The following is a 23391-nucleotide window of genomic DNA, read 5'->3' on the forward strand; positions in this document are numbered from 1 at the left end:
GCTCCTTAAGATGAAAAAGCCCTCGGCGGAATTCCCCGCTTTCCTATGAACTTATGGAATAGTCAAAACATGGTTTCATCACTAGAAAATAGCCATAGCTCGGGCGTGTTGCCCTGGTGGGCTAAGGAACGCGGCTTCGGGCTGTTCATCATCGTCACCGGGTTCATCTCCTGGCTCGCCGCCGGCATTTTGGTTTTGGAACGCCTTGAGCTCTATAAGAACCCCGATTACATCACCAGCTGCGATATCAATCCTTGGGTTTCCTGCGGCACCGTGATGAAATCAGAGCAGGCCGGGATCTTCGGCTTCCCCAATCCCTTCTTCGGGATCGTTTGCTTCGCCGTTGTCATCACCGTGGGCTTCGCCTTGCTGGCTGGGGCATCCAACCTCAAGCGCTGGTTCTGGCTGTGCTTCCAAGTCGGCGTCACCGCAGCGATGGGTTTGGTCATCTGGTTCTGGTCCCAGGCACTGTATGAGATCAACGCGCTGTGCCCTTACTGCATGGTGGTGTGGGCGATGACGATCCCGCTGTTCGTCTTTACGACCGCTCGCAATGTGTTGACCGGGGTAATTCCTGCCGGCGCTGGGGTGAAGAAGTTCTTCGCCGAGTGGAGCTGGATCATTACCGCCATCCTCTGGGTGCTCATAGCCGCTTCGATCGTTCTGCGTTTCCCCCTGGCTTTCTTCGGCTAGGGACCTGCTACTTAGCCCCTGACTTCCACGGGACCGCTGCCTCGGCAGCGGTCCCGTGGTGCTTTAATCTGTTCATCCAGCGCAGGGGCAATGAGGCTGAGCAGCCATGGATGTGTCACTGTTTGTTGCGCCTCGGCGCGTCGACCTGCAAATTTATGCCTGAATTCCACCTTCGATCTGCGCCATTGCCGAATTCCAGGTTGATCGAAAGGTTTCGCCATCAACGATTTCACACGTGCCATCAAGCTGAACCCGGTAGGTTAGAAGCATGGCAAGTGACATATGGAACACAGAAAATGCCCAAGACTACGGAATCAACCTGCTGATTTCCGAGCACCTGCGGCTGCGGGAATTGCAAGAAGAAGATCTTGCATTCCTCACCCAGTGGTGGAACAGCCCAGAATTCATGGCTTTGCAGGGCAACTTGGTCCTCCCCCACCCAATCACCGAAGCCGCAGAGCTATTCAAATCGCGCAGCCTGAACCGCGGGACCACCGACGGTGTTGGCCTTTCGATCACGCTGCCCGATGACACGCTGATCGGGCATACGGCTTTGTACAACTACAACGCACCGGCGCGTTCGGCAGAGCTGATGATCATGATCGGCGGTTCGAACGTGGGCCAGGGCTACGGCACCATGGCAACCAAGATGATCATCGATTACGGTTTCCGCGAGATGGGCCTGAACCGCATCGGCTTGACCGCGTGGGCCTACAACGAGCGCGCACTGCGCACGTTCAACCGTGCAGGGTTCCGTGAAGAAGGCCGAGTGCGACAGGCCGGGTTCCACGACGGGTCATTCCACGACAAGATCATCATGGGCTTGCTGGCCAAGGAATATTTCAAGGGTTGATTCGATCCTCCGGCTGAATCCGGCTTCATTCAACGCGGCGGTCCTGCAATTGCAGGGCTGCCGATTTGTCTACCATCGTGTCCCACCTGCGCTTCTTGAACCTTTCGGTAAGCCTCAAGGCCGATGCCCGGGGCCAAAATCAACCTTTCGGTGTTGCCTCGAAGGCAACTCAAGTCGCTAGCCTATTGTTAGAGCTATCAGTATTAGATAACAAGGAGCGACTATGGCTTTTTTCCGTAAGGTCAGGCCTGCCCAGTTGTTGAAGAAGCAACAGCAACCCGACAAGCCGACGCCTGCTGAGTACCATCGTGTTCCAGCCAAGGACGCCAAACCAGATTTCACGGTCACCAGTTTGTGGACGGACTTGCTAGGACGCTTGGGCATTCGAAGCGCACAGCTTTTGATCGTCGGCGCGCTGGCAACCTTCCTGATCATCGGCATGCTGCGGCTGACGATGATCGTGATCCCGACGTTGCTGGCCGTCATCATTTCCTGTGCGTTGTGGCCCCTGGTGATCAAGCTGCGCAGGGTCGTTTCCCCGATGCTTGCGGCGTGGATCGTGTTCCTGGGTTCGTTGCTGATCCTCGGCGGCATTGGCACCGGCTTGGTTTTCTCGGTCATCAAGGAATGGCCGAAGCTCGTTGATCAAGCTGTCCAGGGCTTCAACCAGCTCAATGAAATGGTCCAGGGATTCATCGGCACCATGCCATTCAACGTCGATCAGAGCCAAATCGATAATGTCGTTGAAACCGTGACCGGCTTCTTGACCAGTTCCCAGTTCGGCACCGGCGCGTTGAATACCCTCAGCGCCGCCGGCAGCTTCGTGACAGGGATGATTTTGCTTCTGGTCATCTTGTTCTTCTTCCTGAAGGACGGCGACAAGATCTGGGCCTTCGCCGTGTCCTGGACCCCGCGCCACTACCGCAATAAGTGGATCCTCTCCGGAGACCGCGCACTGCGCACCTTCGGCGGCTACATCCGCGGCACGGCCACTGTCGCAGCGGTGGATGCCTTGGGCATCACCGCTACGCTGCTGATCGTGCAGGTGCCACTGGCTATCCCGCTGGGCGTTATCGTCTTCCTGGGTTCGTTCGTTCCGATGGTCGGCGCGACCGTGGCCGGTATCCTGGCCACGCTGATCGCTCTGGTTACCAATGGCCCGGTGGTGGCACTGATCGTGCTTGCCGCGGTGATCCTGGTCAACCAGCTGGAAGGCAACTTCCTTCAGCCGGTCGTCATGGCCAACGCCCTGAGCCTGCATGCATTGGTCGTCTTGATGGCCCTGACCGCCGGCACCGTCTTGGCTGGCATCGTCGGAGCGGTCCTGTCGGTGCCGCTGGTTGCAGCTTCGTGGGCTGTGATCAAGGTGTGGACCGGACGAGATAAGTCCGATGCCGTGGCTGAAGCCAGCGAGGACATCAAGTCCGAAGTTGAAATCCACGAAGAGGAAGATGCTTTCGAAAAGCTCGAAGCCAAGGTAGCTCATAAGGAATCGACTAAGGGTTCCGAGTAGAAGCCGATGCTGGGGGGGGTGCTCTTGCATAGCAGGGGCACCCTTTCTCGTGCCCATAAATACTCTGGATCGAATTATTACCAACTAATTCAAAACTAGTTTGCCACGCCGCCAGCCCCGGTTTCTCGGGGTTTTTTGCTCGGCGCATGCCATTCGGAAGCTAAACTTACGTTGCCGTGGATGTGGTTTGTGTGTTTAATGTGACTGGAGTGATGAAAGTGGAGCGACGTGGGATGCGCAAGCACCTTGAGAAGTTTTGCTGCATGTCTTCGTTTTCCCCCACAGGGAAAATCCCGCGCCAGGCTTCGCCCGCAATCAATGCGCTAACGCGCACTGAAGACTGGGAGGTATCCACGTGCTGGAATACAGCAACGACGGAGCAGATAAGTATTTTTCGCACATAGTCGGGCCAATCACCGACCATCACCAGGTGGTCAGGATCGGCTCCGCAGAGCAACAGCCGCTGGAAGCGTCCGCGCCGTCCATCGCAGGCCCTGCGCAGAATGCGGCCTCTGGGCAGAGCGCTATGCTCGCCCAGGACAACTTGGATGACTGGTTCTAGAAACCGATTCCGGGCATGAAAAATCCCGGCAGTTCAAAACTGCCGGGATTTTTCTATTTCAGCTTACTTGCCGAACCATATGCCGATTTCGCGCTCTGCGGACTCAACCGAGTCCGAGCCGTGGACCAGGTTCTGCTGGACCTTCAGGCCCCAGTCGCGGCCGAAGTCGCCACGGATGGTGCCCGGAGCAGCAGTGGTCGGATCGGTGGTGCCTGCCAGCGAGCGGAAGCCCGGGATAACGCCCTGGCCTTCAGCTACGATCGCTACCACTGGGCCGGAGAGCATGAACTCAACCAGCGGCTCGTAGAACGGCTTGCCTTCGTGCTCTGCGTAGTGCTCGGCGAGCAGTTCGCGAGTCGCTTCCAGCTGCTGCAGCTTGGCGATGGCGTAGCCTTTGGCTTCAATGCGGGCAAGGATCTGTCCGGTCAAACCGCGCTTGACGCCGTCTGGCTTGACCAGGATCAGGGTACGTTCAGTCATGTGACTACCTCTTCGTATCGTTGATGTACTTCTTAGGTTCTTAGGCTTGCTCGGGGTTGGCTTGTTCCCAGGCTTCTTGGGCGGCGGCGCGGCGCTTATTCTCCACGTCGATTTCCTCGCCCTTGTACAGCGCGTACCACCAGCACAGGGCGAAGGCCGCTGCCAGATAGAACATGTCCACCAGCAGGAAGCCGGACAGGAAGAACACTACCTGCAGGGCCCAGCCGATGATGTAGCCGATCTTCTTGCCCAGCAGAGCGCAGTTGAAGATGCACAGCAGAGCAAGCACGGCGCCGAGGCTGAGCACGACTACCGGTTCCCCGCCGCGCTTGAGCCCGAAGGCCGCCAGGGTCACGAACACCGCGAGCAGCGCTTCGCAGACCAGCACGGTAGATGCGAACATCATCTTCGTGGAGCGCTGCTTCTTCTTCATGCCAGGACGCCACTCGCGCTGGGCGCGGGTGAGTTTTGCCATTAGGATTCGCCTCCCTTGAGCAATAGTGAAATCTCGCCCACCAGTGTAATCGAACCGGTGACCAGCACGCCGCCGGAGAGATCATTGCCGGCCTCGGCACGGCCTACCGACCACTCGATGGCGTCTTCCAGGTTCTCGGTCACGTGGATGTCCTCTTCAGGCCAGCCAGCTTCGATCGCCATGGTGGACAGCTCGCCGGCCGGGATGGCGCGCGGCGAGGACGACTGGGTAATGCAGATGTCTTCTACCATGTCGCCATACTCTTCACGCATGGTGTAGAGCATCGCTTCGGCGTCCTTCTCCGCCAGGATGCCAACCATCAGCACCAGGCGGGTGAAGCCGAAGGATTCCTTGATGGCCTCCGCGGTGACACGGATGCCATCAGGATTATGCCCGGCATCGACCAGGATGCTCGGTGCGCCGCGGACCAGTTCCAACCGGCCCGGGCTGGTCACCGCGGCAAAGCCGTCGCGGACCAGATCGGCGTTCAGCTCGCGCTGGCCGCCGCCGAGGAACGCTTCCACCGCGGCCAAGGCCACGGTGGCGTTCTGCGCCTGGTGGGCACCGAACAGCGGCAGGAAGATCTCGTCGTAGCGCGCGGCCTGGCCCTGGATGGACAGCAGCTGCCCGCCCACGCCGTGCTGGCGATCCAGCAGCTTGAAGTCCAGGGTGTCGAAGACGGCCGGCACTTCCAGCTCGCGGGCGCGGGCCAGCAGCACATCGGCGGCGTCCACCGGCTGCACCGAGGAGACCAGGTAGCCGCCGGGCTTGAGGATCCCGACCTTTTCCTGGGCGATCTCCCCTGGGGTGTCCCCCAGCAGGTCGGTGTGGTCCAGCGAAATCGGGGTGATCACCGAAACGTCGCCATCGGCCACGTTGGTGGCATCGGTGATGCCGCCCAAGCCGACTTCGAGCACCACGACATCCACGGGCGCCTCGGCGAAGATCGCGAAAGCCAGGACAGTGATCGCTTCGAAGTAGGTGAGCTTGTTCTCGCCGCGTTCCCCCAGTTCGGCGTCCACGATCTCGATGAACGGGCTGATCTCATCCCAGACGCGCACGAAGGTTTCCTCGTCCACCGGTGCACCGTCAATGGCGATGCGCTCGGTGACCGACACCAGATGCGGGGAGGAGTAGCGGCCGGTACGCAGATCGTGCGCTTCAAGCAGCGACTCGATCATGCGGGCGGTCGAGGTCTTGCCGTTGGTGCCGGTGATGTGGATGACCGGGCAGGCCTTATTCGGCTCGCCCAGGACCTCCATGGCACGGAACATCGGTTCCATGCGCGGTTCCATCTTGTTTTCCGGCGCACGGGCCAATAGCTGCGCGTAGACGCGGTCCAGATCGCTCACTAGTTGGCCTCCGCTTTGTCAGTTTCCAGCTTGGCCACGGTGACCTGTTCGCCTGCAACCGAATCATCGGCAACCAGTTGAAGCTGCGCGGTCAGGGTTTCCCCGGCGACCAGTTCGCGGTTGGCTTCCAGTGCGGTGATGGTTGCCGCGTTAGCGGTGATCACGGTGCGGATGCGGTCCGAGACCTGCAGGTCCGCGTCCTTGCGGGCGGACTGGATGGATCGGACCATGTCGCGGGCGGTGCCTTCGGCGGCCAGCGCTTCGGTAACCTCGGTGTCCAGCACCAGGAAGCCGCCGTCGATGACTGCTGCGGCGATTTCGCCGGCTGCATCCACCACGGTGTCCAGGGTGTACTCGCCCTCGGCCAGTTCCAGGCCGCCTGCGGTGACCACCCCGTCGGTGACCGACCAGTCCCCGGACTTGGCCCCCTTGATGGCCTGCTGAACGTTCTTGCCCAGGCGTGGGCCGGCGGCGCGGGCGTTGACGACCAGCTGCTGGCTGATGCCGTAGCTGGCCGCGTCCACTCCTTCGGCGTCGATCAGGGTGACGGCCTTGAGGTTCAGCTCGTCCTTGATGATCGAGGCGTAGGTGCCTTCCAGGCGTGCTGCGTCGGTGAGCACGACCTTCAGCTCAGCCAGTGGCAGGCGCACGCGCAGGTTCTTGGCCTTGCGCAGCGAGGAGCCCACCGAGCAGATCTTGCGGGTGGTTTGCATGGTTTCCAGCAGCGCGGTGTCGGTTGGGAATTCGCTGGCTTCTGGCCAGTCTTCCAGGTGCACCGAGCGCTTGCCGGTCAGCCCGCGGAAGATCTCTTCGCTGGCCAATGGCAGCAGCGAAGCGGTGACCTTCACCAGGGTTTCCAGTGCGGTGTACAGGGTGTCGAAGGCCTGGGTGTCTTCATCGAAGAAGCGCTGGCGGCTACGGCGCACGTACCAGTTGGTCAGCGTGTCCATGTAGTGGCGCACGGCCTCGGTGGCATCGGAGACCTCATAGGAATCCAGCGCCTCGGTGACTTCGCGCACCAGCTGGCCGGTGGCGGCCAGCATGTACTGGTCCAGCGGGTCGGTGGAGTCCATCGAGCGCTTGGCCTCGTAGCCGGCTCCGTTGTTCGCGGAGTTGGTGTAGAGGTTGAAGAAGTGCCAGACGTTCCACAGAGGCAGCAGTACCTGGCGCACGCCGTCGCGGATGCCCTGTTCGGTTACGACCAGGTTGCCGCCGCGCAGGATCGGGCTAGCCATCAGGAACCAGCGCATGGCATCGGAACCGTCGCGGTCCAGGACCTCGGTGACATCCGGGTAGTTGCGCAGGGACTTGGACATCTTCTGTCCGTCCGAGCCCAGCACGATGCCATGGGAGATCACGTTGGTATAGGCCGGGCGGTCGAAAAGCGCGGTGGAGAGCACGTGCATGGTGTAGAACCAGCCACGGGTCTGGCCGATGTACTCCACGATGAAGTCAGCCGGGTGGTGGCCGGAATCGAACCATTCCTGGTTGTTGAATGGGTAGTGCACCTGGGCGTACGGCATCGAACCGGAGTCGAACCAGACATCGAGCACGTCTTCCACGCGCTTGAGGGTCCCGCCTTCGGCACAGCCCTCGTGGGCCTTGGTCAGCTCGTCGATGAATGGGCGGTGCAGGTCAGGCTGGCCTTCGTGGTTCACCGGCAGGCGGCCGAAGAAGTCCTGCATCTCCTGCAGCGAGCCGAAGACTTCGCGGTGCTCGCATTCGGCGCCGGTGCATTCCCACACTGGGATCGGCGAACCCCAGTAGCGGTTGCGCGAGATGGACCAGTCGCGGGCGTTTTCCAGCCACTTGCCGAACTGGCCGTGCTTGACGTTGCCCGGGATCCAGTTGATCTGCTCGTTCAGCTCGACCATGCGGTCCTTGAACTTGGAGACCTCGACGTACCACGAGGAGATCGCGCGGTAGATCAGCGGGGTGCGGCAGCGCCAGCAATGCGGGTAGGAGTGCTCGTAGGAAGCCTGCTTGATGAGCTTGGCCTCGTCCTTGAGCACGTTGGTGATGGTCTTGTTCGCGTCGAAGACCTGCACGCCGACAATCTCGGCCAGCGGGCCATTGCCGAAGACCGGCAGGAACTTGGCGCCCTCGTCGACCGAGAGGATCACCGGGATGCCGTGCTCTTCGCAGACCTTCTGGTCATCTTCGCCGTAGGCCGGAGCCTGGTGGACGATGCCGGTACCGTCGGCCACGGTGACGTAGTCGGCGGTGAGAATCTGCCAGGCGTTTTCGGTGCCGTACTTCTCCGTGTCGGTGTAGGTGTCCCACAGCGGCTGGTAGCGCACGCCGGCAAGCTGCTCGCCGGTGTAGCTGGCGGTGATGGCCGCGGCGGCTTCCTTGGCGTCCTTGTAGCCCAGGTCCTTGGCGTAGGAGCCGAGCAGGTCGCGGGCCAGCAGGAATGGACCGGCGGCAGCCGAAGCCTTCACGCCGGCTTCGCCTGCAGGAACCACGACGTAGTCGATCGATGGGTGCACGGCCAGTGCGGCGTTGGTTGGCAGGGTCCATGGGGTGGTGGTCCAGGCCAGGGCCTGCACGCCGGCAAGTTCCTTGGAAGCTTCGGTTTCACCGGCAAGGATGGTGAAGCCAACGGTGACGGTCTGGTCCTGGCGGTTCTTGTAGACGTCGTCGTCCATGCGCAGCTCGTGGTTGGACAGCGGGGTCTCGTCCTTCCAGCAGTATGGAAGCACGCGGAAGCCCTTGTAGGTCAGGTCCTTGTCCGAGAGCTGCTTGAAGGCCCAGATGACCGATTCCATGAACTCGACGTTCAGGGTCTTGTAGTCGTTTTCGAAGTCGACCCAGCGAGCCTGGCGGTTCACGTACTGCTTCCACTCATCGGCGTACTTCATCACCGAGGTGCGGCAGGCGTCGTTGAACTTGTCGATGCCCATGGCTTCGATCTGCTTCTTGTCGGTCATGCCCAGCTGCTTCATGGCTTCCAGCTCGGCAGGCAGGCCGTGGGTGTCCCAGCCGAAGCGGCGCTCCACGCGCTTGCCGCGCTGGGTCTGGTAGCGGGCTACCAAGTCCTTGACGTAGCCGGTGAGCAGGTGGCCGTAGTGCGGCAGGCCGTTAGCGAAAGGAGGGCCATCGTAGAAGACGAATTCTTCGCCCTCACGCTGGTCGATGGAGGCCTGGAAAGTGTCGTCGTTCTTCCAGTATTCGAGGACGCGCTTCTCAAGATCTGGGAATCGCGGTGAAGCCGGGGTCGAACCGGTTGGGTCAGTAGTGACCTTCGGGTAGAAGCTCATCGAATGGGCCGTCCTTCAAGCGTAGGGTCGATAAATCCTTGCCTACGAGGACGGCGAAATTGCCGCGGTACCACCCCGCTTATCCCCCACCAAGATGATGGGGAATCGCTTATCTTCAGCTGTGACGGGCTGGTCCCGTTCGGTTCTACTTGGCGAACATGAGGTTCGCGGTTCTTCCGAAGACTCACCGGTGATAGCCGGATCAAAGTCGCAGTCCTTATATCCTACCGCGTGATGCGCCAGCAGAAAATTCCCGGCAGCCTTCCAAATGCAAGTGAGCGCAGGCTCACAGCTCGGCGAGCGCAGAACACCCGCTCCACCCGAAACACCATTCGAACATAGTTTCGAACCGGTTTCGTCTGACCTGCAGCAGAGTACAGTGACCCATGGCTTCGCGACCCGCGCTACGGGCAGGAACAAGCTAATGAACACGATAGAAAGGCGCGACAATGTGGGCTGAATACGGAATGGATGGAGCCGATGCACTGCGCATCGTGCTTTCCGCGGCAGGCTTGTATCTACTGGTTCTGGTTTTGATTCGCACTCTGGGTCAACGCACCATGGCAAACCTGTCCAGTTTCGACTTCGCGGCGGTTGTAGCCATCGGCGCAGTCGTGGGACGCGCGATCCTCGGCTATTCCCCAACCTTGGCCGCCGGCGCTCTGGCACTGGTGACCTTGCTAGTCTTGCAGGCGCTCACCGGGCAACTACGCAAATTCCCCATGGGGCGGGCCACCGTGAACAACAAGGCATACTTGCTCATGGCCGGACGCGACATGCTCCAACGCAATCTGCGGCGTACTCATGTCTCTGAGAACGAAATCATCGAGAAGCTGCGACTCAGCGGTGTGCGCAGCCGCGACGAGGTCGCGTGCGTGATCTTGGAGGGTACCGGACAGATCAGCGTGCTGCGCGCGGGGGTCGCTATCGAACGCGATCTATTGGAAAATGTGCGCGGCTCCGAGCTGATCCCCGATCATCTGCTGGCTGAGCCACGCGCTTAGCTCCTGAGGGCGCCCGGAGAGCCTGCGCCGGCTTTAGTAGGCTGATTCCCATGAGTACCACCGCGCAGCCTTGGGCTGACCCGCAGCAACAACACCGTTATTTCGGCTCCCCCGCACTTTTGCGCTGGGGCCAGCACCTGGTCACCTTCATCTTGGTGCTCATCGTGCTGCTGCGGGTCTTCGCCAGCGGGCAGCACCCTTGGCTCTCTCTTGGCCTCTCGATCCTTTTCGTCGCCTGGTATTCGGCCGGATTCATCCGCATGGCACGCAGCCAGGCGAAGCACCTGCCTGCCTGGTGGTTGGCGGTACTGCTAGTTATCTGGGTGGCCAGCTTGGCGTCCTCTCCCGAGTTCATGTGGCTGGCGTTCAGCCTCTGGCTGCTACTTGGCCACCAGCTCCCCCTGTTGCCCTCGATTCTCTGGTCAGTAGTGGTCTATGCCTTCACTCTCCTGGCGCCGTACCTGCACAACCTGGAAGTGACTCTGGCAGCCGCAGCCGGCCCCCTGGTCGGCGGACTCTTCGCTTGGGGCATCTCCCGCGGCTACCTGCAGATGGAGCGCGATGCTGAGGTGCGCACATCCTTGGTGGATTCACTGGTGCGCGCCCAACAGGAAATGGCGGACCTGCAAGGAGAGTTGGCCCGCTCCCAGCATGAAGCCGGCATCGCCACCGAACGCACCCGACTGGCCCGGGAAATCCATGACACCGTCGCCCAGCAGCTCTCCTCCATCGGATTGCATGCCAAAGCGGCGGAAGCTTCCAAGGATCCAGCAGCCGCCACCGCTGCACTGAGCCGGATCGATGAGCTTTCCGGGCAGGCGCTGACTGACTTGCGTCGCATCATCGCCGCCTTGGCCCCTGCAGAACTTGATTCCCAGGCGCTCGCCGGTGCCTTGGGTCGTATCTTGGAGAACTTCAAGACAGATTCGAAGCTGCAGACCCGTTTGGATATCGAGCCGGGGCTACCCGCGTTGCATCCCAATGTGCAGATCGCGCTGCTGCGCACTGCCCAGTCCGCCCTGTCCAATGTGCTGCGCCACGCCCAGGCTTCTACGGTGGCGCTCAGCCTGGGCTCCAGCGGCGACGAGGTACGTTTGGATATTGTCGATGACGGTATCGGCTTCATTCCGAACACTGGCCGCACGCAGACCAGTACGCACACCGGCGGGTTCGGCCTGACCGCAATGAATCAGCGTCTGCGCGAACTCGGCGGTGGTTTGGACGTTGAAAGTTCACCCGGTGAAGGCACCGCACTGTGCGCCCACCTTCCGCTTCGCTTAGCAAAGGACAACTCATGATCCGGATCCTGTTGGTTGATGACCATCCCATCGTGCGTACCGGGCTGCGCGCGCTATTCGAGAACTATGAGGACATCTCGGTCATTGGCGAAGCTTCCAGCGGCGAGGAAGCGGTGCAGTTCGTCAAGGCCAACCCCGTCGATGTGGTGCTCTGCGACTTGCGCCTAGGTGCTGGCATGAACGGTGCGCAAACCACCGCCGCGATCCGCCAACTTTCCAAGCCGCCCTTTGTGCTGATCCTGACCACCTTCGACAAGGACTCCGAGGTGCTCGCCTGCATCGAGGCTGGGGCCGCCGGCTACCTGCTCAAGGATGTCAGCGCCCAGACGATCGTGGATTCAATCCGCCAAGCCGCTCTCGGCAATGTGGTTCTGGCTCCGGAGATGACCCAGCGCGTTGTCGAAGGCATGCGACGACCCAAGGTGGAGCTGACCAAGCGCGAAAAGGATGTACTGGTCCAGCTTGCCACCGGAGCAGCTAATAAGCAGATCGCCAAGGCCCTGTTCGTCTCGGAGGCAACGGTCAAAACCCACCTGGTCCACATTTTCGACAAGCTTCAGGCAACCACGCGAACCGACGCGATCAACAAGGCTCAAGACCTCGGATTGCTGTAGTTGATCAATAGAATTAAAGTGACACGCCGACGGCCATCTCAACCTTTCGGTTGAACTTTTATTCACCCCATTCCACGATGGCCTAAGCTGCGAAATCTCATTAACTGGAACTATGAAAGTTCCAGTTATCTCCCGGGTCGGCGATTCGCTGACCAGCCGCCGCTCAGCTCGTATTTGGGCCGCCGCAGTTTTTGCAGTGATCCTCGTGCTCTTCGGCGCACTGAGCAGCATCCAAGCACCAACCCGTTCGGCCAGCTCCTTGGTCGAAGGCTCCGACTCGGCGCAGGTCGCCGAACTCCTGGCAGCCAACACCAGCGACTCGAAGAGCTCGGCCCTGCTGGTGGCCAGCCGCACCGATGGCCACGCACTGAGCGAAGCCGACAACACTGCCATCGATAAGCAAGCCGTTGCGCTAAGCCAAGACGCGGAGGTTGCAGCGGGCCGCACCATGGCCAGCGAAGACCAGCAGGCAGCGATGGTTCCACTGACCTGGGACACGGTCTCCGATACTGCTGACCGCCAGAAGCTAAATGAGATCCGCAACTGGATCCAAGAACATCCCATTCAGGAGCTGTCCGTGCAGGTCACTGGTGCTACCGCCTTCGCAGTTGATATCACCAATGCGTTCGCCGGGGCGGACTTCACCTTGCTGGCCGTGACGGTGGGCATCGTGGCAGTTTTGCTGATCCTCACCTACCGTTCGCCGGTACTCTGGCTGATCCCGCTTCTCGTCGTGGCCATCGCCGATCGCAGCGCCTCGCTAGTGGCGAATTTGCTCGGCAACGCCTTCAACTTGACCTTCGACTCCGGCGTGCTCAGCGTGCTGGTCTTCGGCGCCGGCACCAACTACGCATTGCTGCTGATCTCCCGCTACCGCGATGAACTGCAGAAGAACGATGACCACCGCCAGGCACTTTCCAAGGCCTGGGCAGCCAGCTTCGAAGCGATCCTGACCTCGAACCTCACCGTAGTGCTGGCCCTGCTGACTTTGGGACTGGCCGTCATGGAAGATACCCGCGGTCTGGGCATCGTCTGCGCCGCCGGCTTGCTGATCGCCGCAATCTTCGTGCTGTTCCTCCTTCCACCGGTCTTGGCCATGTGCGGGCGAAAGGCCTTCTGGCCGTTGATCCCCCGGCCAGGACAGGAAAGCAAGAAGGAAAACTTCTTCGGACGTGCTGCTCGTGCTGTCATGACCCGTCCGGGCCTGAACCTGGCAGCGTTGGCGGTATTGCTCATGGTTCTGGCTGGAGCGTTGACCGGTACCCGCATCGGCTTGGACCAGACCCAGCAGTTCCGCACCGCCACCGAGTCCTCCAGCGCGATGCAGACTCTGGCCGAGCACTTCCCAGCTGGCGAAACCCAGCCGATCACGATATTGGCACAGGGAACCGCCATCCAGGCACTGCGCGATGAATTCTCCGGGGTCGAAAACGTCAAGCGCGTTGGCGAATCCACTCAGCTGGGCACCACGCAATGGCAGCAGGTCTCTGTCATCTCGGCTGTCGATCCCAGCTCGGCGATGGCACAGGATCTGGTAGCCGACCTGCGTGATGCAGCGGCAACCGAGAGCGCAGGGCAGGTGCTGATCGGCGGGCAGAGCGCTGAACAGCTTGATTCGCACCAGATGCACCTGCGCGATCTGTTCGTGATCGCGCCACTGATCATGGTCATCTGCTTCGTGATGCTCGGCTGGCTGACCCGATCCTGGCGAACCGCACTGGCCTTAGGCCTGGTCAATCTGCTCAGCGCGGCCGCGGCCGTCGGTTTGGGTTCTCTGGTGTCCTCGGCAGTCTTCGAAGCCGACGCACTCGATGTCCAAGTGCCGCTGCTGGCCTTCGTCTTCTTGGTCGCCTTGGGCGTGGATTACACCATCTTCCTGACCCAGCGCGTGCGCCAAGACGCGCAGTCACTAACGCTGCGTGAAGCGGTGGTACTGGCTGCAAGCCGCACCGGTTCGGTGATCACCAGCGCTGGACTTGTGCTGGCCGGTGTCTTCGCGGCTCTGGCCACCTTGCCGCTGACCGTATTGGGCCAGCTGGGCCTGATCGTCGGACTCGGCGTCCTGCTGGACACCTTCGTCGTTCGCACCTTGCTGCTACCGGCGCTGTTCGCAGTCCTGGGTTCAAGCAAGCATCCACTCTTCGGCACAACTTCCTCCCCCGCAAAAGCAACCGCAGAACCAACCGTTCAGAAAGAAAACAAAATCAATGCGTAAGCTCGTGAATTTCTCCTTCGCCTACATGGTGCTCGGTGTAGCTTCCGGTCTCTTCTACCGTGAATTCACCAAGATGAACGACTTCCCTGAAGGCCAATGGACCCAGCTCTCCGTAGTCCACACCCACCTGTTGGTGCTGGGCTTCATCATCTTGCTGCTGGTGCTCCTTTTGGAAAAGGCTTTTGGACTCAGCCAGCACCGCAAGCTCTTCGCCTGGTTCATGGGAACCTACAACGCCGGGGTCATCTTGACCGGAGGCATGCAGCTGACCCACGGAATCATGACCGTGCTGGGCGTGGAATCCTCAAAGATGATTTCCGGTATCGCCGGGCTGGGACACATGTCTATCACCGCAGGCATGATCTTGCTGTTCATCATGCTGCGCCGCAGTGTTAGCGCTCAGAAGCCAGTCCAAAAGGTTGAGCTGGCCGGCTAACTCAACGACAAACCACAGCGGAACTGAAACTCGGCCCAGACGAAGATCGTCTGGGCCGAGTTCGCACGCGCTTCTGGCGTCCACTGCCAAGGCCCCGAAGAATGGCCACTTGGCTAAGGATAAAACGATCCGGAGCTGCTATAGATTGAACTAACAATCTTTCTCCCAGGAGCGGTCATGAGCGGCGAATTCTTTTCCATCGTGGATACCGAAACCACCGGGCTATTCCCCGGAGGGAACGACCGCATCGCCGAAATTGCGATAGTCACCATGAATCGGCAGGGCACGATAGTCGACTCTTGGGAAACATTAATCAACCCGCAACGCGATCTTGGCAAGCAATCAATCCATCGCATCCAGAGCCGCGATGTGCTCGATGCACCCAGCTTCAAGGACCTGGCAGAAGAACTGCATTGGAGGCTTTCGGGCACAGTGCTCGTGGCGCATAATCTGTCCTTCGATTCCAGATTCCTTGAGGCTGAATTCCGCAAGTGCGGCCTGCCGGTGCCCGAGACATTCCTGGCGCAAGGTATGTGCACCATGCGAATGTCCCACCGCTACCTTCAAGGCGCAGGCCGTTCGCTTCAAGACTGCTGCGATTCCTTTGGCATCGACTTGCAACAGGCCCACAGTGCAGTGGGAGATGCGACGGCCACAGCGACATTGCTTTCGCGCTACATGGAACTGGATCCCGATGAACCAGAATGGGACGGGCGGCTACGCCTCGCCGCGGCCGGGCGGTGGTTTGATTCCATGCCTCGTTCGCGAGTCGCGCCAGTTAAGCGCTCCCAGTACAGAACGGAATCCGCCGGGCATTTCCTTGAAAAGCTTGCAGCCCGGCTCCCGGAATTTTCGGGCACGGCTACGGAGGAGAACTACTTTGCCGTACTGGATTTAGCATTGATGGACCGCTATGTATCAGCCCATGAAGAAGCCCAGCTGCTCCAGACCGCCGCTGACATTGGCTTGGATAAGCACCAGGCCCTGAGACTGCACGAACTGTACTTCCAACAGCTTGTCGCAACAGCTTGGTCCGATGGCGTGCTGACCGAAGACGAAATAGCCGATCTGGTCAAAGTCATCGGATTACTAGGACTTCCATCGCAACTAATCGAGGTAGCCAAGGTGCCACCTGTGGCTTCCGAGGATAAAGAGCCCATCCGCAAACCGCAGGGCAATCATCAGCTCGATCCCGGCGCCATGGTGGTACTCACCGGAGATATGACACGCCCGCGTTCGGAGATTGAAGCTCAGCTAGCGTCCGCAGGGTTCACTCCTCATCGCGCGATCACCAAGAAAGTAGCCTTGTTGGTGGCCGCTGATCCTGATTCGCTCTCCGGCAAGGCCAAGAAAGCACGCGACTACGGCATCCCTGTTGTTGGCGAAGATTATCTCTGGAACACGTTGCTCAGCTGATACCTGCACCAGGTGCCGCAATGGGCGGTGTCCCTCGGCTAWTTTGCCGAGGGACACCGCCCATAGTTGCTAGAGCCCGGGGTGAAACTTACAGGCTCTCAACCAATTTTTTTGCCGAAGAGAATTCCATCATCTCTTCGCGCTCTACGACCTTGACGCGGTCACGAGTGATCTCGCCGAAACGAGTCGAAACGGTGCCGGCTGCAGCGCCCAGTTCCTTCTCGTGTGCATCCAGGTTCTTCCAGCCATCCCAGTTGGAGAAGTTCACGCCACGGCTTTCGAGCAGATCCGCGATCTTCTGGGAAGAATCAGGCTCAGCCAGCTTGGTGAGGTCTTCCAGCAGGTGGGTGATGGTTTCCAAGGCGTCGCCCTTGGTGTGGCCGATCAGGCCGATTGGACCGCGCTTGATCCAGCCGGTGGCATACAGGCCAGGAACGTGAGTGCCAGAAGCATCAAGTACGCGGCCTTCCACGTTTGGAAGCACGCCCTTGGCACCGTCGTATTCGATGTCATTGACAGCCGAACCGAAGTAGCCCACGGCGCGGTAGATTGCCTGCAGCGGGTATTCGATGAATTCGCCGGTGCCACGCGCGCCGCCGTTGCCATCGAGCTCGTTGCGCTCTACCTTGAGGCCGGTGACCTTCCCGTCTTCGCCCAGTACCTCGACTGGCGACTGCAGGAAGTGCAGGTGCAAGCGGCGCGAGGCGCTTGGAGCTTCTTCGCGCTCTTCCTGCTCGATCAGCCAGTTGGTCAGGGTGGAGACCATGGTCTTGGTCTGGTTATTGGTCTTCATGGCTTCATCCGAAGCCTTGTCGAACTCGAAGTCCTCTGGGTACAGGACGATGTCAACGTCCTTGGAGTGCGAGAGTTCGCGCAGTTCCAGCGGGGTGAACTTCACCTGGGCCGGGCCACGGCGGCCGAAGACATGCACGTCGGTGACGGCCGAGTCATTGAGCTGCTCGTAGATGTGCTCAGGGATTTCGGTCTCCAGCAGCTGGTCAGCGTGCTTGGAAAGGATGCGAGCTACGTCCAGGGCAACGTTGCCATTGCCGATGACAGCAACTTCCTTGGCCGACAGGTCCCAGTTCTTGTCAACATCTGGGTGTGCGTCATACCAGGACACGAAGTCGGCGCCGCCGAAGGAACCTTCAAGGTCGACACCTGGGATGTTCAGGTCTGCGTCCTTCTGGGCACCGGTGGAGATGATCACTGCGTCGTAACGGGTATTCAGGTCTTCCAGCGAGATGTCGCGGCCCAAGCCGACGTTGCCGTAGAAGTCGATCCAGTCGTTGTCCAGCACCTTGTGCAGGGCGTTGATGATGCCCTTGATACGCGGGTGATCCGGGGAAACGCCGTAGCGGATCAGGCCGAAAGGCGTAGGAAGCTCGTCGAAGAGGTCAACGTGCAGCTTCAGTTCACCCGATGCGACCGGCTGGCTCTTGTTGAGCAGGTCAGCGGCGTAGATGCCGGCCGGACCGGCACCAACGATGGCAACACGCAGCGCCCGGGAAGTGAGGTGCTCAGGGACGATAATTTCACTCATCAAACAACTTCTCTTTCTTAGTCAACGAATGAGGCCGGCGCGGTGGCATCGGCATTCTCTAGCGGCAGGAGGTCTACCAGTTGGTCGGAGGCTTCCGGGGCTAGCCGAACGACGTCACCAATAACGATAACGGCCGGATTCGCCACTGCGGCCTTGCGGGCGCGCTTTACTATCCCTTCTAGCGTACCGATAGTTGTGCGCTGCGTCTGTGAGTAACCTCGCTCAACTATCGCAATTGGTGTACTTGACGGTAAACCACGGGTAAGCAAAGTCTCAACAATTTGTGGCAAATTCGATACTCCCATCAGCACAGCGAGGGTGTGATCGGCGCGAATCGGCACGTCCGCGAGTTCACTGTGCCCGCTGACCACGGTAAAGCCGGCCGCAATTCCCCGGTGGGTGACAGGAATGCCAGCGGCCATGGGCACGGAGACAGCACTGGTAATGCCGGGAATCACTCGCGTAGGGATCCCGTATTTCGCGGCGTAGAGCATTTCCTCGCCGCCGCGGCCAAGTACAAACGGGTCGCCACCTTTAAGGCGAACTACCCGCTTCCCCTCTAAAGCGTACTTGACTAGTAATTCATTGGTTTCATCCTGGGTTTTGACGTGGCAGCCTGGTGACTTGCCCACATCGATGACCACCACATCATCGGAAAGTTCTGCCAGCAAGGCGGTAGGTCCGAGCTTGTCGGCTAAGACTACTTCCGCGGCGAGCAGGGCCTTATAGCCGGCGACGGTAATCAGCTCGGGATCCCCAGGTCCACCGCCAATCAGGGTGATATGCCCTTTAGCCATTGTTTTCTCCCGTTCGGGTCATTCCGCGATCGGCCATGAGTTTGCGTTCGATCGGGGCGAAGAATAAAAGTTCGATAAGTACGCCAACAAGCAAAATGGTCAATATGACCAACATCACCAACGGCAGGTCTGCAAGGTCTCGGCCGCGTTGCAGCAAGGAGCCAACGCCCAGGGCCAGTGATCCGCCGACCGCAATCAGTTCTGCTGCCATCAAGGATCTCCACGCGAAGGCCCAGCCTTGCCGCAGCCCTGCCACATAGCCAGGCAGAGCGGCAGGCAACTCGATATGCAGGATGTGTTCGCGCTTGGAGGCACCGAGCACCTTGGATAGCGCCTTGTACTGCGTGGGGATCATGTCGATGCCAGAGAGCAACCCGTTGATAATCGACGGGATCGCACCCAGCAGCAGCACCGTGTAGATGGTCGCGTCGGACAAGCCGAAAAGAATAATTGCCGCTGGCACCCACGCGATGGACGGCAAAACCTGCATGGCCGAAACCAGCGGTCCCACGCCTTGGCGCAAGAGCGGCTGGTGCGCCAATAACAGCGCGATAGGAGTTGCGATCAGCACGGCAATCACGAATCCGCTCAGCGCACGGAACAGCGAGGTGCCCACGGCAGAGACCAGCGAACCGTCAGCCAGCAGTTCTGGCAGCTTGCCTGCCACGGCGACCGGTCCAGGGAACAGGTCTTCACGCAAGGGGCTCGCCCAGGAGGCGATTTGCCATAGGCTCAGCAGCACCAGGACGGTCAAGATCGGGGCAACGAAAGCATCAACCTTGCGGCTTGGACGGAGCCGAGTCCGTCCAGGTGCCGCAGTTCTATCCGGCGTTTCGATCAGTGAGCTCATGCTTTCGTTGCTCCTTTCGCAAAATCGTTGTCAGTTCGTTGGCCAGCACAGCTGATTGCGCCGGATCGTTCCGCAGGTCATCGGTGATACAACGCGTTTCCAGGATTCTTCCCGGATGCGAGGAGAGCACCAGAATCCGTCCGGCCAGACGAATGGCTTCGCGGACGTTGTGGGTGACGAAGATGATCGTCTTGCCCGTCTGCGCCCACAGGGCCCGCAGCTGCTCATGGAGCATGTCCCTTGTAATGGCATCCAGGGCGGCGAACGGCTCATCCATCAACAAGACCTGGCGGTCCTGGGCCAAGGCCCTGGCCAGGGCAACTCGCTGGCGCATGCCGCCGGAAAGCTCATGGGGTTTCTTTTCCATGGCATGCCCAAGCTGCACCAGTTGAAGCAGCTCGGTCACGCGCCCGGCGCGCTGTGCTACCGGATAGTCCGCAAGTTTCAGCGCCAGTTCCACGTTCTTCCCGGCGGTAAGCCATGGAAGCAGATTGGAATCCTGGAACATGAAGGCCGCCCCGTCTTGAGGGACCTCCAACCAACCTGAGCTAGGTGCCAGCAAACCTGCAATCATATTCAGCAAGGAAGACTTGCCGCATCCGGAGGCACCGAGGACCGCAATGAATTCGCCATCTTCGATCTCTGCGCTCAGCTGCTCGATCACCAATCCGGTGCCGGGGTAAGTCAGTGAGACTTCATTGATTAGAACGCCCATCAGTGCTCCTGCGATGCAATAAAACGAGAGTCAACCAATCCATCGGCCGAGCCAGGCTCACCGATGCCGACCTGGGCCGCGTGGTCAATCAGCGTCTGATAGGTATCGGCCAGCGGATCTTCAGCGAAGGTCACTTCCTCCAAGGCTGCAGAAATCACTGGCTGGGCAAAGCTGCTGCCGTTGGCTGCGTTCAAGGCCTCTTGGACCGCCACGATCTTCTCTTCCTGTTCAGCTGAGTTCAGCCAATCGATTGCTTCCGAGTTCGCCTCAACAAGCTTTTCCACCGTTTCGGGGTGCTCGATCAGGAAGTCCTTGGCAACTACCAGCACGGTGGTCGGGAACTTGCCCTCAGGCCACAGGGAAGACTCATCGACTAATCGATGTCCCTCGTAATTCTCGACAAGCAGAGAGGCGTACGGCTCAGGCACCCATGCTCCGTCAATCGCGCCGCGCCCGAAGAGCTGGGTGAGCGTGCCATTGGAGCTGGGAGTCACCGTCGCATCATCAAGCAACTCGTTCTCGGCCAGATAATGGCGCAAGGCCACGTCCTGGGTTCCACCGAATTGCGGGGTGGCCAGTTCGGTACCAGCCAAGTCGCTCGGCTCGGCAATATCCTTCTTCACAACCAGGCTGGCGCCACCTGACGCGGCACCGGCAACGATCCGCAGCGAATTGCCTTTACTGGAGATATAGCTGTTCAGTGCAGGGCTGGGACCCAGATAGGCCGCATCGATCGCCCCGGAATTCAGGGCTTCGATGGCTGCCGGACCGGCATTGAAAAGCTGGGGTTCCAAGCCGGTTCCGTCCTGCTCCAATTTGCCTTCAAGCAAGCCTTTGCTATCGGAAATCAGTGCCGGCGCGTGGGTCAGGTTGGCGAAATAGCCCAGCTTGAGCTCAGTTGCCGGACCGCGGTCCGCTGCATGGGCCTGGACCTGGCTCGGACCTGGCACCAGGGTGGTGAGTACCGCTAGCGCGGTCAGCGCCCCCACCCCGGCCAATCCCAGCAGCCTGCCCCGAAACCCGCTTTTGGTTCCTGCTGCTCCTAGGCGGATTCGTGCCCCGTGGTCGATTCGATCGGCAGGATCAGGCCGCTGCATGTTCTGCCTCGATGATCCCGGCCGCCAGAGTACGGCCGGATGCGGGGTCGATGAGCAAGAAGCTGCCACCGGTACGCGACACGCTGTATTCATCGATCGCTACAGCAGCCGAGCTGCGCACGGTAATTCGTCCCAGGTCATTGAGCCCCAGGTTCTGCGCCTGCTGGTGGGAGTAGTCCGCCACGTCAATGACGTAGTTGATATCAGCGAGCTTGGCAGCGGCAACCTTGGTGCCGTGCTTGATCAGCACGCGCTGGCCCTTGCTCAACTGCACCGGATCCAGAACGCAGATATTCGCTTGGAATTCCCGCTGAATGCCCGGAAGCTCTCCTGCTACCAAGGTGTCTCCGCGGGCGATATCCAGGTCATTTTCCAGTTCAACCACAATCGCTTCCCCGGCCTGCGCCTGGGGTGCCGCGCCTGCTGGAGTGCTGATGGCCTTGATCCGGGTGCTCACCGGGTGCCCGTTGGAAAGCACCTGCACGGTATCCCCCACGTCCAAGGTTCCATCCACCAAGGTTCCTGCGTAGCCGCGGTAGTCGCGGTACTCTTCTGGGTCCAGACCCGGAGCCAGAGCACCTTGCGGACGCAGCACATACTGGACATCCAATCGGGCGGTGCCCTGCGGCTGTACAGGAGCAAGGTCTTCAAGCAGTCCCAGCAGGGTCGGGCCGGCGTACCAGTTGGCGGTAGCCGATGGCTCGACGATGTTATCTCCCTGAAGCGCGGAGACCGGGATGACAGTCGTTGACTGCAAGCCGAGTTCTTCGGCGAGCGCGAGCACTTCGGACTCGATCTGGCTGAAGGCCGCTTCGTCCCAATCGATCAGGTCCATCTTATTCACGGCGATGACCAGCTGCGGTACCCGGAGCAGGGCAAGTACGCCCAGGTGCCGGCGGGTTTGCTCCAATACGCCGTTGCGTGCATCAACCAGCACGATCGCTGCGTCAGCGGTGGATGCTCCGGTGACGGTATTGCGGGTGTACTGCACGTGTCCTGGGCAATCGGCCAGGATGAACGAGCGCTTGTCCGTGGAGAAGTAGCGGTAGGCCACGTCGATGGTGATGCCCTGTTCGCGTTCTGCACGCAGGCCATCGGTAACCAGGGCCAGGTCCAGGGATCCGTCACTGCCGCCAAAGCCGCGTTCGGCGCTGGTGCGGGCAATGTCATCCAGGGAGTCGGCAAGGATTGCCTTGGCGTCGTGCAGCAGGCGGCCAACGAGCGTGGACTTGCCGTCGTCGACCGAGCCGGCGGTGGCGATGCGCAAAAGTGTGGTGGTCATTTTAGAAGTACCCTTCGGTTTTGCGGTCTTCCATTCCCGCGGCGGAAATACGGTCATCGGCTCGGGTGGCCCCGCGTTCGGTGATGGTGGCGATGGCCAATTCATCGAGCACCTTTTCCACGGTGTCCGCGGCGGAGAGCACCGCTCCGGTGCAACTGGCATCGCCCACAGTGCGGTAGCGCACCTGCTTTACGACGACCGGCTCATCGGCGTTGGGCTGGCTGACCGGAGTCAGGGCCCGCCACATGCCGTCGCGTTCGAAGACCTGGCGGCAGTGCGCGAAATAGATCGGCGGCAGTTCGATGTTCTCGCGCTGGATGTAGGCCCAGATATCGCGTTCGGTCCAGTTGGAGATCGGGAAGGCGCGCACATGCCAGTCCGGTTCATGCCGTCCGTTGTACAGGCTCCAGATTTCCGGGCGCTGGTTGCGCGGATCCCACACGCCGAACTCATCGCGCAGGGACAGGATGCGTTCCTTGGCGCGGGCCTTGTCCTCGTCGCGGCGAGCCCCGCCGAAGACCACATCGAAGCCGTTGGATTCGATGGTGTCCAGCAGCACTCGGGTCTGCAGCCGGTTGCGGGTGCCATCGGGCAGCTCGGTGAGCTCGCCACGGTCGATGTACTCCTGCACGGAACCGACCACGAGGTTCAGCCCGTACTTCTGGACGACCGAATCGCGGAAGTTCAGTACTTCGGCGAAGTTGTGGCCGGTGTCGATGTGCACTACCGGGATGGGCACGCGTCCTGGGAAGACTGCCTTGGCCAGCAAATGCAGTACGACCACGGAGTCCTTGCCGCCGGAAAAGAGCAATCCCGGCTTTTCGAACTCTGCGAGGACTTCGCGGATGATGTGAATTGATTCGGCTTCCAGGGCGTCCAGGACGCTGCGCTGGGTGCCGGTGGCGGCGTTAGCGGTAATGGTCATGATTCGCTCCT

21 protein-coding genes are annotated in these 23391 nt (G+C 60.4%); 10 read left to right on the forward strand and 11 right to left on the reverse strand.

The window, feature by feature from the left end:
• Positions 1 to 69: 69 nt before the first annotated feature.
• From AB4Y71_RS11175 to AB4Y71_RS11190, 4 genes are all read left to right on the forward strand, one after another.
• A complete protein-coding gene (locus tag AB4Y71_RS11175) occupies positions 70 to 693 on the forward strand; it encodes a vitamin K epoxide reductase family protein (RefSeq protein WP_013349165.1) in 624 nt (207 codons plus the stop codon).
• Between the two features lie 268 nt (positions 694 to 961).
• Complete coding sequence (locus AB4Y71_RS11180) at positions 962 to 1546, forward strand: GNAT family N-acetyltransferase (RefSeq protein WP_134780030.1); 585 nt, start codon at positions 962 to 964, stop codon at positions 1544 to 1546.
• A 223-nt stretch (positions 1547 to 1769) separates the two neighbouring features.
• Positions 1770 to 3059, forward strand: coding sequence for an AI-2E family transporter (locus tag AB4Y71_RS11185; protein ID WP_441720448.1), 1290 nt, complete (start codon positions 1770 to 1772; stop codon positions 3057 to 3059).
• A gap of 355 nt (positions 3060 to 3414) precedes the next feature.
• Positions 3415 to 3621, forward strand: coding sequence for a hypothetical protein (locus AB4Y71_RS11190; RefSeq protein ID WP_441720450.1), 207 nt, complete (start codon positions 3415 to 3417; stop codon positions 3619 to 3621).
• Between the two features lie 63 nt (positions 3622 to 3684).
• Here AB4Y71_RS11190 and ndk read toward each other — a convergent pair whose 3' ends face one another.
• Genes ndk through ileS form a run of 4 tightly spaced genes read right to left on the reverse strand, consistent with a single transcriptional unit; the run spans position 3685 to position 9188 of the window.
• Entirely contained in the window at positions 3685 to 4101 is a 417-nt protein-coding gene (gene ndk, locus AB4Y71_RS11195; protein ID WP_102597553.1) for a nucleoside-diphosphate kinase, read from the reverse strand.
• 40 nt (positions 4102 to 4141) lie between these two features.
• Entirely contained in the window at positions 4142 to 4576 is a 435-nt protein-coding gene (locus AB4Y71_RS11200) for a DUF4233 domain-containing protein (protein WP_013349170.1), read from the reverse strand.
• Positions 4576 to 5928, reverse strand: coding sequence for a bifunctional folylpolyglutamate synthase/dihydrofolate synthase (locus tag AB4Y71_RS11205; protein WP_102597552.1), 1353 nt, complete (start codon positions 5926 to 5928; stop codon positions 4576 to 4578). The genes AB4Y71_RS11200 and AB4Y71_RS11205 overlap by 1 nt, the downstream gene beginning before the upstream one ends.
• Positions 5928 to 9188 (reverse strand): isoleucine--tRNA ligase, encoded by a 3261-nt coding sequence (ileS, locus tag AB4Y71_RS11210; RefSeq protein ID WP_441720452.1) that lies wholly within the window; start codon positions 9186 to 9188, stop codon positions 5928 to 5930. The genes AB4Y71_RS11205 and ileS overlap by 1 nt, the downstream gene beginning before the upstream one ends.
• 449 nt (positions 9189 to 9637) lie before the next feature.
• Here ileS and AB4Y71_RS11215 point away from each other — a divergent pair, with 449 nt between their 5' ends.
• The 6 genes from AB4Y71_RS11215 to AB4Y71_RS11240 all read left to right on the forward strand — a co-directional run bounded on the left by AB4Y71_RS11215 (position 9638) and on the right by AB4Y71_RS11240 (position 16171).
• Positions 9638 to 10192 (forward strand): DUF421 domain-containing protein, encoded by a 555-nt coding sequence (locus AB4Y71_RS11215; RefSeq protein WP_013349173.1) that lies wholly within the window; start codon positions 9638 to 9640, stop codon positions 10190 to 10192.
• A 50-nt stretch (positions 10193 to 10242) separates the two neighbouring features.
• Positions 10243 to 11490, forward strand: coding sequence for a sensor histidine kinase (locus AB4Y71_RS11220; RefSeq protein ID WP_441720453.1), 1248 nt, complete (start codon positions 10243 to 10245; stop codon positions 11488 to 11490).
• Entirely contained in the window at positions 11487 to 12104 is a 618-nt protein-coding gene (locus AB4Y71_RS11225; RefSeq protein ID WP_013349175.1) for a response regulator, read from the forward strand. Before AB4Y71_RS11220 ends, AB4Y71_RS11225 begins: the two co-directional genes overlap by 4 nt.
• A 112-nt stretch (positions 12105 to 12216) precedes the next feature.
• A complete protein-coding gene (locus AB4Y71_RS11230) occupies positions 12217 to 14319 on the forward strand; it encodes an MMPL family transporter (RefSeq protein WP_441720455.1) in 2103 nt (700 codons plus the stop codon).
• On the forward strand, positions 14312 to 14755 hold the full coding sequence (locus AB4Y71_RS11235) for a DUF2871 domain-containing protein (RefSeq protein WP_180993023.1): 444 nt from the start codon (positions 14312 to 14314) through the stop codon (positions 14753 to 14755). Before AB4Y71_RS11230 ends, AB4Y71_RS11235 begins: the two co-directional genes overlap by 8 nt.
• A 177-nt stretch (positions 14756 to 14932) precedes the next feature.
• Entirely contained in the window at positions 14933 to 16171 is a 1239-nt protein-coding gene (locus tag AB4Y71_RS11240; protein WP_417363956.1) for an exonuclease domain-containing protein, read from the forward strand.
• 88 nt (positions 16172 to 16259) lie between these two features.
• On the opposite strand, the gene AB4Y71_RS11245 is transcribed toward AB4Y71_RS11240, so the two are convergent.
• From AB4Y71_RS11245 to cysD, 7 genes are read right to left on the reverse strand one after another with little or no spacing between them, the layout of a single operon-like run.
• Positions 16260 to 17714: an FAD-dependent oxidoreductase gene (locus AB4Y71_RS11245; protein ID WP_013349179.1), complete on the reverse strand. Its 1455-nt coding sequence runs from the start codon at positions 17712 to 17714 to the stop codon at positions 16260 to 16262.
• A gap of 17 nt (positions 17715 to 17731) precedes the next feature.
• Positions 17732 to 18511 (reverse strand): uroporphyrinogen-III C-methyltransferase, encoded by a 780-nt coding sequence (gene cobA / locus AB4Y71_RS11250; RefSeq protein ID WP_134780025.1) that lies wholly within the window; start codon positions 18509 to 18511, stop codon positions 17732 to 17734.
• On the reverse strand, positions 18504 to 19361 hold the full coding sequence (locus AB4Y71_RS11255; RefSeq protein WP_013349181.1) for an ABC transporter permease: 858 nt from the start codon (positions 19359 to 19361) through the stop codon (positions 18504 to 18506). Before AB4Y71_RS11255 ends, cobA begins: the two co-directional genes overlap by 8 nt.
• Positions 19333 to 20076, reverse strand: a complete 744-nt coding sequence (locus AB4Y71_RS11260; RefSeq protein WP_441720457.1) for an ABC transporter ATP-binding protein — start codon at positions 20074 to 20076, stop codon at positions 19333 to 19335. Before AB4Y71_RS11260 ends, AB4Y71_RS11255 begins: the two co-directional genes overlap by 29 nt.
• Complete coding sequence (locus AB4Y71_RS11265) at positions 20076 to 21173, reverse strand: ABC transporter substrate-binding protein (protein ID WP_441720458.1); 1098 nt, start codon at positions 21171 to 21173, stop codon at positions 20076 to 20078. Before AB4Y71_RS11265 ends, AB4Y71_RS11260 begins: the two co-directional genes overlap by 1 nt.
• Positions 21160 to 22455 (reverse strand): sulfate adenylyltransferase subunit 1, encoded by a 1296-nt coding sequence (locus tag AB4Y71_RS11270; protein WP_417363959.1) that lies wholly within the window; start codon positions 22453 to 22455, stop codon positions 21160 to 21162. The genes AB4Y71_RS11265 and AB4Y71_RS11270 overlap by 14 nt, the downstream gene beginning before the upstream one ends.
• 1 nt (position 22456) lies before the next feature.
• Positions 22457 to 23380, reverse strand: coding sequence for a sulfate adenylyltransferase subunit CysD (cysD, locus tag AB4Y71_RS11275; protein ID WP_013349185.1), 924 nt, complete (start codon positions 23378 to 23380; stop codon positions 22457 to 22459).
• Positions 23381 to 23391: the final 11 nt, after the last annotated feature.

The organism is Glutamicibacter sp. MCAF14 (assembly GCF_052114325.1).
Classification (GTDB): Bacteria; Actinomycetota; Actinomycetes; order Actinomycetales; family Micrococcaceae; genus Glutamicibacter; species Glutamicibacter arilaitensis.